Here is an 8,558-nt window from a genome sequence, read left to right on the forward strand (position 1 = left end):
GGAGCCCCATAGAGGCCCTCAGAAAAAGCAAAAAGCAGTGTGGTGGGAAAATATCGCGATCGCGACCTACGGTCGCTAAAAACAACGAACCCCATCAAAATAATGGGGTTCGTCATCAGTCTGAGGCCACCTGCGTTCGGTGGCCTTTTTTTGTTCGAGCTTGAAGCTTACTGGAACAGGTTCAGATTTTCTTTGGCGTAGGCTTCAAAATCGGTGCAGCCGCCAATGTGGGTCTGATCGATAAAGATCTGCGGCACGGTTTCTACCGGTTTGCCCACGGTTTTTTCCAAATCGGCCTTGGTGATGCCTTCTGCGTGAATATCAACATAACGGAAGTTGAAATCGTCACGCTCTTCAGTCAATTTCTCTGCCAGCTCTTTAGCACGGACACAGTAAGGACAGCCCGGACGCCCGAAGATTACAGCAAACATGTAACACTCCTAGTCTGTTATTAATAATTAACCGTTATTGTAACGACATTCCTTCCGTCATAAAAAGACTTCAGTTGCGCTATCACTCACGTCATGGCGCTTACTATGCCCGTTGGTGGAGCTAAAAAAAAGCAGGATCTGCCTCTTGGTTTGATTTATAGAACCGATTAATCAACTAGGGCTGTTGCTGTGATGGCGAATTTACTACACTGGACACAGTGAGTCTGGAGAAAAAAATATGCGTTCATTCGGTGACTTACCGCGTTCTGTGCTGGTGCTTGAAGGATTGGGCATGGTGCTGTTGATACTCTCTTATCTGAGTATTCATGACTACGTGCGCTTGCCGGGTATGCTGGCTTCGCAACAGGCGGCGGTTGGCATGATCTTTCTTGGCGTCTTCATGATGGTTCCGGCAGCCGCGTTTTTGGTCTGGCGCGTAGTTCAAGGGTTCGGCCCGCTACTGCGCGGTGGCCAGCCGCCGCAGAACGATCGGCGTACCCCGCCGAAAGATAAACAAGACCAGGGACCGCAAGACTAAACGCGGCTATGGGGAATGCCTGCCAATGCAGGTGATCAACGCCTTTAGGGGTGACGAGTGAAAATTGCCATTCTTTCACGCGATGGTTCGCTGTACTCATGTAAAAGACTGCGTGAGGCTGCAGAGCAGCGTGGGCACCGTATCGATGTTATCGATCCGCAGTCTTGTTATATGAATATCAACCCGGCGGCACCAAGCATTCATTATCGTGGCCGCCAGTTGGAACGTTACGATGCCGTGATCCCGCGTATCGGTTCTGCTATTACGTTTTATGGCACTGCCGTGCTGCGCCAGTTTGAACTGCTCGGCAGCTATCCACTCAATGAATCTGTAGCCATTACCCGCGCCCGTGACAAGCTGCGTTCGCTGCAACTGCTGGCGCGCCAGGGGATTGATCTGCCCATTACCGGCTTTGCGCATTCGCCGGATGACACCGGTGATTTGATCGAACTGGTGGGCGGCGCACCGCTGGTGGTGAAGCTGGTTGAAGGGACACAGGGGATCGGCGTGGTATTGGCCGAAACTCGCCAGGCGGCGGAGAGCGTGATCGACGCCTTTCGTGGCCTGAATGCCCATATCCTGGTGCAGGAGTATATCCGCGAAGCCAACGGCTGTGACATTCGCTGCCTGGTCGTTGGCGGCAGGGTAGTTGCCGCGATTGAACGCCAGGCGAAGCCTGGGGAGTTTCGGTCGAACCTGCACCGTGGTGGCACGGCTCGTAAAGTGCATATCACCGGCAAGGAACGCGCAACGGCGATCAAGGCCGTGGAGACGCTGGGGCTGGATGTTGCCGGGGTTGATATCCTACGTGCCGATCGTGGCCCGCTGGTGATGGAGGTGAATGCATCGCCGGGGTTAGAAGGCGTTGAAACCACCACCGGGTTGGATATTGCAGGCATGATGATCGAGTACATTGAGCAACAAGCCCGGCCTGGCTTTCGTCTGAAATCTGGCGGATGATAAATTGCGCTTTCCTCTGTCGCGCCAAGCGTGTACGGGGGATCGCAGGTGCGGATAGGTTGTGTGATGTTGTCGTATTAGTGAATTAAGCGGCTTTGATCGTGGCATCTCGATTGAATATTCCGTAAGCTATGCGCCTTTTCATGTCATTGAACCCTGTGAGGCTGGTAATTTATGGATTCACTCATCGTCCCCGATTTGGCGTTATTACGACGTTGGTTGGATCAGTTGGGGATCTCGTTTTTTGAATGTGACTCTTGCCAGGCGCTACACCTGCCGCACATGCAAAACTTTGACGGCGTATTCGATGCCAAGCTCGATCTGGTGGACAATGTGATCCTGTTTTCCGCGTTGGCCGAAGTTAAGCCAACCGCACTGATCCCGCTGGTGGCCGATCTCAGTCAAATCAATGCCAGCTCGCTGACCATCAAGGCCTTTGTTGATATTCAAGACGATAATTTGCCAAAGCTGATCGTTTGCCAGTCTTTGAGCATTGCCGTGGGCGTAGCCTATGAGCAGTTTGCCCACTTTATGCAACAGGGCGAAGAACAGATCTCGATGGTGATCCTGGAAGCCAGGGCGAACGATCTGCTGTTTATGGGTGATGAAGAAGAGAACCCGGCTACCGTAGCCAGCCAACCGATGCTGCATTAATCTTCGCTGTACATTATGTGTGCCGCAGATCTGGCGGCACGCAGCCCGGATTTTCCTCCACAAACAAATATTCTGCGTTTCTCCCCTTATTGCCAGATATTTCTCGTCTTTTAGGCCGTTATTGCCGCATCACATACAGACCCCGTGCATAATTAATCGATAAACGGCGTTTTTTACCCTGGAGGCTGGCACCGTCTGGCAACTCCGGTTATGCTGCTGATCTTGCTAAAGGCTGACGCTCCTGTTTGTGACCTCGTGGGCTGGCAGGTGAGAAAATCGCATGCAATCAACTGCATAGCTATTCACTCGCGATCGCAACGATTGCGCTCGGCTAATCAAAGGCGTTGTATCCTTTCAGGATACAAATTTACCCCTTGTTTTGGAGGAAGTTACGGATGGTCACCCAACGTAAAAAGTGGTTATCGGGTGTGGTTGGCGGCTTGCTGATGACGGCTTGCCTCACCGCGTCGGCCGCAGACAATACGCTGCACATCTACAATTGGTCCGACTACATTGCACCGGATACCCTGGCCAAATTCCAGAAAGAAACCGGCATCAAAGTGGTGTATGACGTCTTTGATTCCAACGAGGTTCTGGAAGGCAAACTGATGGCGGGCAGCACCGGTTATGACTTGGTGGTTCCTTCCTCCAACTTCCTTGAGCGCCAGTCCAAAGCCGGTATTTTTGAAGCGCTGGACAAGAGCAAGATACCTAATTACAAAAACCTTGATCCCGAGATGCTGCAACTGGTTGCGCATAACGACAAGGAGAATAAGTACGGTATCCCTTACATGATGGTGACCACCGGCATTGGCTATAACGTCGATAAGGTCAAAGCGGTGCTGGGTAAAGATGCCCCGGTTGATAGCTGGGATCTGATCCTTAAACCGGAAAACCTGGAGAAGCTGAAAAGCTGTGGTGTCTCCTTCCTGGATGCGCCAAGCGAAGTCTATGCCACCGTCTTACACTATTTGGGTAAAGATCCTAACAGCACCAGTGCGGAAGATTACACCGGTGCGGCCAACGATCTGCTGATGAAGCTGCGCCCGAATATCCGCTATTTCCACTCGTCCCAGTACATTAACGATCTGGCTAACGGGGATATTTGCGTGGCCATTGGCTGGTCTGGCGACATCATGCAGGCCGCGAACCGTGCCAAGGAAGCCAAAAACGGCGTCAATGTGGCCTACTCCATTCCAAAAGAAGGGGCGCTGACCTACTTTGACATGTTTGCGATGCCAGCCGATGCCAAAAACAAAGATGCGGCCTACCAGTTCCTGAACTTCCTGCTCAAGCCAGAGGTGATCGCGGATATCAGCAACCACGTGTTTTATGCCAACGCGGTAAAAGACGCCACGCCGCTGGTGAATGCCGAGGTGCGTGATAACCCGAACGTTTACCCACCGGCAGATATTCGCGCCAAACTTTACACGCTGAACGTACAGTCGCCAAAACTTGACCGTGTTGTTACCCGTGCATGGACTAAAGTTAAAAGCGGGAAGTAAATACCCGATTCTGATGTTCGGCAGGCGGGGTTAACCCGCCTGCATTGCCATTGTGGGCCATGGCAATTGCTGTGGTTGTTCGTACTGCTTTAGCCGGAGAGCACCCCGATTGAACGACGTTATCCCTCGTCCGCTAGCCAAATCGCAGAAGGTTTTCACCCCTCTGCTGGAAATCCGTAACCTCACCAAAACCTTTGACGGCCAGAATGCGGTAGAAGACGTCAGCCTGACGATCTACAAGGGCGAAATCTTTGCGCTGTTGGGGCCTTCTGGCTGTGGAAAATCGACGTTGCTGCGTATGTTGGCCGGTTTTGAACAGCCGACGGAAGGGCAAATTGTCCTCGATGGCCAGGACATGTCCCATGTGCCGCCATACCAGCGCCCGGTGAATATGATGTTCCAGTCCTATGCGCTGTTCCCCCATATGACGGTGGAGCAGAACATCGCGTTTGGCCTCAAGCAGGACAAAATGCCGCGCGCGCAAATTAACGAGCGCGTCACAGAAATGCTGACGCTGGTGCATATGCAGGAATACGCCAAGCGTAAGCCGCACCAGCTCTCCGGCGGGCAACGCCAGCGTGTGGCTCTGGCACGTAGCCTGGCAAAACGGCCAAAGCTGTTGCTGTTGGACGAACCGATGGGCGCGCTGGATAAAAAACTGCGCGATCGTATGCAGCTGGAAGTGGTGGATATCCTGGAGCGCGTGGGCGCGACCTGCGTCATGGTCACCCACGATCAGGAAGAAGCGATGACCATGGCTGGCCGTATCGCCATCATGAACCGCGGCAAGTTTGTGCAAATCGGTGAGCCGGAAGAGATCTACGAGCACCCGAACAGCCGTTTCAGCGCCGAGTTTATCGGTTCGGTCAACGTGTTCGATTGCGTGTTGCAGGAGCGGCGAGATGATGCATTGATCCTGCAAAGTCCGGGGTTACGCCATGCGCTTAAGGTCGATCCTGATTCATCGGTGGTAGACGGTGTGCCTATTCAGGTCGCGCTCCGCCCGGAAAAGATCATGCTGTGTGAGGAAGTGCCGGAAGACGGCTGCAACTTTGCAGTGGGTGAGGTGGTGAACATCGCCTATCTGGGCGATCTGTCGATCTACCACGTCAAACTGCTCAGCGGGCAGATGATCAGTGCGCAGCTGCAAAACGGCCATCGCTTCCGCAAAGGGATGCCGACCTGGGGTGATGAAGTGCGCCTGTGTTGGGAAACCGACAGCTGTGTGGTTCTGACGGTGTAGTTGAGAACGTGAGGAGTAACCACCATGACATTGCTTTCTGAACGTTCGCCGGAGCCTCCGGCAAGAGTACCCGGCCCGATTAAGGCGTTTATCCAACGTTTGCAGATGGCCCATGGCCGCAAGTTGGTGATCGCGCTGCCGCTGCTGTGGCTGCTGCTGTTGTTTATGCTGCCGTTCCTGATCGTGTTCAAGATCAGCCTCTCAGAGCTGGCCTTGGCGGTACCGCCTTATACCGATCTGATGAGTTGGGCAGACGGCAAACTCGATATTGCGCTGAACTTTGCCAACTACCTGCAGTTGACCGATGACCCGTTATACATCGATGCCTATCTGCAATCCTTGCAGATCGCGGCGGTTTCAACGCTGTGCTGCCTGGTGATCGGCTATCCGCTGGCGTGGGCGGTGGCGCACAGTAAGCCGTCGACCCGTAACATTCTGCTGCTGTTGGTGATCCTGCCTTCCTGGACGTCATTCCTGATCCGCGTGTATGCCTGGATGGGGATACTGAAGAACAACGGGGTGTTGAACAACTTCCTGATGTGGTTGGGGGTGATCGATCAGCCGCTGGTGATCCTGCATACCAATCTGGCGGTGTATATCGGCATCGTTTATTCCTATCTGCCGTTTATGGTGTTGCCAATTTATACCGCGCTGACGCGCCTTGATTACTCGCTGGTTGAAGCCTCGCTGGATCTGGGGGCCAAGCCGTTGAAAACCTTCTTCAGCGTGATCATGCCGTTAACGCGTGGCGGTATCATTGCCGGCTCGATGCTGGTGTTTATCCCGGCGGTGGGGGAGTTCGTGATCCCGGAACTGCTCGGCGGGCCAGACAGCATCATGATTGGCCGCGTGCTCTGGCAGGAGTTCTTCAATAACCGTGACTGGCCGGTCGCCTCGGCGGTTGCTACCGTGATGCTGCTGTTGCTGATTGTACCTATTCTCTGGTTCCACAAGCACCAGAACAAGGAAATGGGAGGGCAGGGATGAATAACTTGCCGGTAGTGCGCTCACCGTGGCGCATAGCGATTCTGGTGGTCGGTTTCACCTTCCTCTACGCACCGATGCTGATGCTGGTGATCTACTCGTTCAACAGCTCCAAGCTGGTTACCGTTTGGGCGGGATGGTCGTTCCGTTGGTATATCGAATTGTTCCACGATTCGGCGATGATCAGCGCAGTTGGCCTGAGTTTGACCATTGCGGCTGCTTCCGCCACGGCGGCGGTGATCCTCGGCACCATTGCCGCGATGGTGATGGTGCGCTTTGGGCGTTTCCGGGGTTCGACCGGGTTTGCCTTTATGCTCACCGCACCGCTGGTTATGCCAGACGTGATCACCGGTTTGTCGCTGCTGCTGCTGTTTGTGGCTATGGGGCACACCTTTGGTTGGCCTTCTGAGCGTGGGATGTTCACCATCTGGTTGGCGCACGTCACCTTCTGTACCGCCTATGTGTCGGTCGTTATCAGTTCGCGCCTGCGTGAACTGGATCGTTCGATCGAAGAGGCCGCGATGGATCTGGGCGCGACGCCGCTGAAGGTGTTTTCCGTGATCACCTTGCCGATGATTGCCCCGGCGCTGATCTCGGGCTGGATGCTGGCGTTTACTCTCTCGTTGGACGATCTGGTGATTGCCAGCTTCGTGGCCGGGCCTGGGGCCACCACCTTGCCAATGCTGGTATTCTCCAGCGTGCGGATGGGGGTTAACCCGGAGATCAACGCCTTGGCGACGCTGATCCTGCTGGTGGTGGGGATCATCGGGTTTATTGCCTGGTGGTTTATGGCGCGGGCGGAAAAACAGCGCGCGCGTGAACTGCAAAGGGCCGCTCGTGGCTGATGCTGTTGACGATTAATCGAGCTTCAAGCGCCGCCTGACCGGGCGGCGTTTTATCTTGTTCTGACCTCGTAAATAAGTTTTTATCCGCGTTGGGTGGTACAATCTGCGCCCTCATTGGTCATCCTGAGTTAACGGTTACTATTCATGCATTGCGCTTTGTACTCGGCGGGCACCTGCCGTTCCTGTCAGTGGCTGGAAAAGCCTTATCCCCAGCAACTGAAAGAAAAACAACATCATCTGCAATCCTTGCTGGCGGATCGCGATGTCGCGCAGTGGTTGGAACCGGTGACGGGTGAACAGAGTGCATTTCGCAACAAGGCGAAAATGGTGGTCAGCGGTAGCGTTGAGCGGCCGTTGCTTGGCATGTTGCACCGTGATGGCACGCCGGTAGACCTGTGTGATTGCCCGTTGTACCCGGCCAGCTTTGCACCGATTTTCGCGGTATTAAAAGACTTTATCCCTCGTGCCGGGTTAACGCCTTATAACGTGGCGCGCAAACGTGGCGAGCTGAAATATTTACTTCTGACGGAAAGCACCTTCAGCGGCGGCCTGATGCTGCGCTTTGTGCTGCGTTCCGAAAGCAAGCTGGCGCAACTCCGTGCGGCCTTGCCTTGGTTACAAGAGCAGTTGCCGCAGTTGAAGGTGATCTCCGCCAATATTCAGCCAGTACACATGGCGATCATGGAAGGCGAGCATGAAATCCCGCTGACCGAACAGCAGGCGTTGGAAGAGCGGTTCAACCAGGTGCCGTTATACATTCGCCCGCAGAGCTTTTTTCAAACCAATCCGCAGGTGGCCAGCCAGTTGTATGCCACCGCACGGGATTGGGTACGGGCGCTGGGGATTGCCAGCATGTGGGATCTGTTCTGTGGAGTTGGCGGCTTCGGGTTGCATTGCGCACAGCCGCAAACCCGGCTGACCGGCATTGAAATCAGCGCAGAGGCGATTGCCTGTGCCAAACAGTCGGCACAAACTCTCGGCTTACAGCAGGTGGATTTCCAGGCGCTGGATTCGACCCGATTTGCCACCGCTGAGGGAGAGGTTCCTGAGTTGGTCTTGGTGAACCCGCCGCGCCGGGGGATTGGCAACGAGCTGTGTGATTATCTCAACCGCATGGCGCCGGGTTTTATTCTTTATTCCAGCTGTAATGCGTTAAGTATGGCGAAGGATTTGGCGATGTTGCCCGATTACCGAGTTGAGCGCGTTCAGCTATTTGATATGTTCCCGCATACTGCCCATTACGAAGTGTTGACGCTGCTAGTCCGGAAATAATGGCCCCTCACCCTAACCCTTATGTCTTGATCTTCTCCGCCTTAGCGGAGAAGATCCCCGACTGATCATCGGGAGATAGCCGGTGAGCTCCCCCTAACCCTAGTGCCTATGAGCCCGTGGGAGAGA

General features: G+C 54.4%; 9 protein-coding genes. 8 read left to right on the forward strand and 1 reads right to left on the reverse strand.

What is annotated here, in order from left to right; translation table 11 throughout:
* Positions 1-167: 167 nt before the first annotated feature.
* Entirely contained in the window at positions 168-431 is a 264-nt protein-coding gene (locus ACMV5I_RS28655) for a GrxA family glutaredoxin (protein ID WP_021804981.1), read from the reverse strand.
* 238 nt (positions 432-669) lie between these two features.
* On the opposite strand from ACMV5I_RS28655, the gene ACMV5I_RS28660 reads away from it, so the two are divergent.
* The 8 genes from ACMV5I_RS28660 (at position 670) to rlmC (ending at position 8,432) form a co-directional block, all read left to right on the forward strand.
* Positions 670-969: a YbjC family protein gene (locus tag ACMV5I_RS28660; RefSeq protein ID WP_021804980.1), complete on the forward strand. Its 300-nt coding sequence runs from the start codon at positions 670-672 to the stop codon at positions 967-969.
* 57 nt (positions 970-1,026) lie between these two features.
* Entirely contained in the window at positions 1,027-1,929 is a 903-nt protein-coding gene (gene rimK / locus ACMV5I_RS28665; protein WP_024485542.1) for a 30S ribosomal protein S6--L-glutamate ligase, read from the forward strand.
* 174 nt (positions 1,930-2,103) lie between these two features.
* Complete coding sequence (locus ACMV5I_RS28670; protein WP_024528635.1) at positions 2,104-2,583, forward strand: YbjN domain-containing protein; 480 nt, start codon at positions 2,104-2,106, stop codon at positions 2,581-2,583.
* Between the two features lie 395 nt (positions 2,584-2,978).
* Complete coding sequence (gene potF, locus ACMV5I_RS28675; RefSeq protein ID WP_021804977.1) at positions 2,979-4,088, forward strand: spermidine/putrescine ABC transporter substrate-binding protein PotF; 1,110 nt, start codon at positions 2,979-2,981, stop codon at positions 4,086-4,088.
* 109 nt (positions 4,089-4,197) lie between these two features.
* Positions 4,198-5,331 carry a putrescine ABC transporter ATP-binding subunit PotG gene (gene potG, locus ACMV5I_RS28680; RefSeq protein WP_121606445.1) on the forward strand — a complete coding sequence of 378 codons (1,134 nt, stop codon included), beginning with the start codon at positions 4,198-4,200 and terminating at the stop codon, positions 5,329-5,331.
* 24 nt (positions 5,332-5,355) lie between these two features.
* The gene (gene potH, locus ACMV5I_RS28685) at positions 5,356-6,318 is read left to right on the forward strand and encodes a putrescine ABC transporter permease PotH (RefSeq protein ID WP_021804975.1); all 963 of its coding nucleotides are present in this window, start codon (positions 5,356-5,358) and stop codon (positions 6,316-6,318) included.
* On the forward strand, positions 6,315-7,160 hold the full coding sequence (gene potI / locus ACMV5I_RS28690; protein WP_021804974.1) for a putrescine ABC transporter permease PotI: 846 nt from the start codon (positions 6,315-6,317) through the stop codon (positions 7,158-7,160). The genes potH and potI overlap by 4 nt, the downstream gene beginning before the upstream one ends.
* 144 nt (positions 7,161-7,304) lie before the next feature.
* Positions 7,305-8,432, forward strand: coding sequence for a 23S rRNA (uracil(747)-C(5))-methyltransferase RlmC (rlmC, locus tag ACMV5I_RS28695; protein ID WP_414825884.1), 1,128 nt, complete (start codon positions 7,305-7,307; stop codon positions 8,430-8,432).
* The last annotated feature ends 126 nt before the right edge of the window (positions 8,433-8,558 follow it).

Origin of the sequence: Serratia sp. T13T92 (assembly GCF_047530105.1) — a bacterium.
In the GTDB taxonomy this organism is placed as follows: Bacteria; Pseudomonadota; Gammaproteobacteria; order Enterobacterales; family Enterobacteriaceae; genus Chania; species Chania fonticola.

Coding starts and splice junctions, on each gene's coding strand:
- ACMV5I_RS28655 (WP_021804981.1), bottom strand. CDS start 431: ATGTTTGCTGTAATCTTCGGGCGTCCGGGCTGTCCTTACTGTGTCCGT.
- ACMV5I_RS28660 (WP_021804980.1), top strand. CDS start 670: ATGCGTTCATTCGGTGACTTACCGCGTTCTGTGCTGGTGCTTGAAGGA.
- ACMV5I_RS28670 (WP_024528635.1), top strand. CDS start 2,104: ATGGATTCACTCATCGTCCCCGATTTGGCGTTATTACGACGTTGGTTG.
- potF (WP_021804977.1), top strand. CDS start 2,979: ATGGTCACCCAACGTAAAAAGTGGTTATCGGGTGTGGTTGGCGGCTTG.
- potH (WP_021804975.1), top strand. CDS start 5,356: ATGACATTGCTTTCTGAACGTTCGCCGGAGCCTCCGGCAAGAGTACCC.
- potI (WP_021804974.1), top strand. CDS start 6,315: ATGAATAACTTGCCGGTAGTGCGCTCACCGTGGCGCATAGCGATTCTG.
- rlmC (WP_414825884.1), top strand. CDS start 7,305: ATGCATTGCGCTTTGTACTCGGCGGGCACCTGCCGTTCCTGTCAGTGG.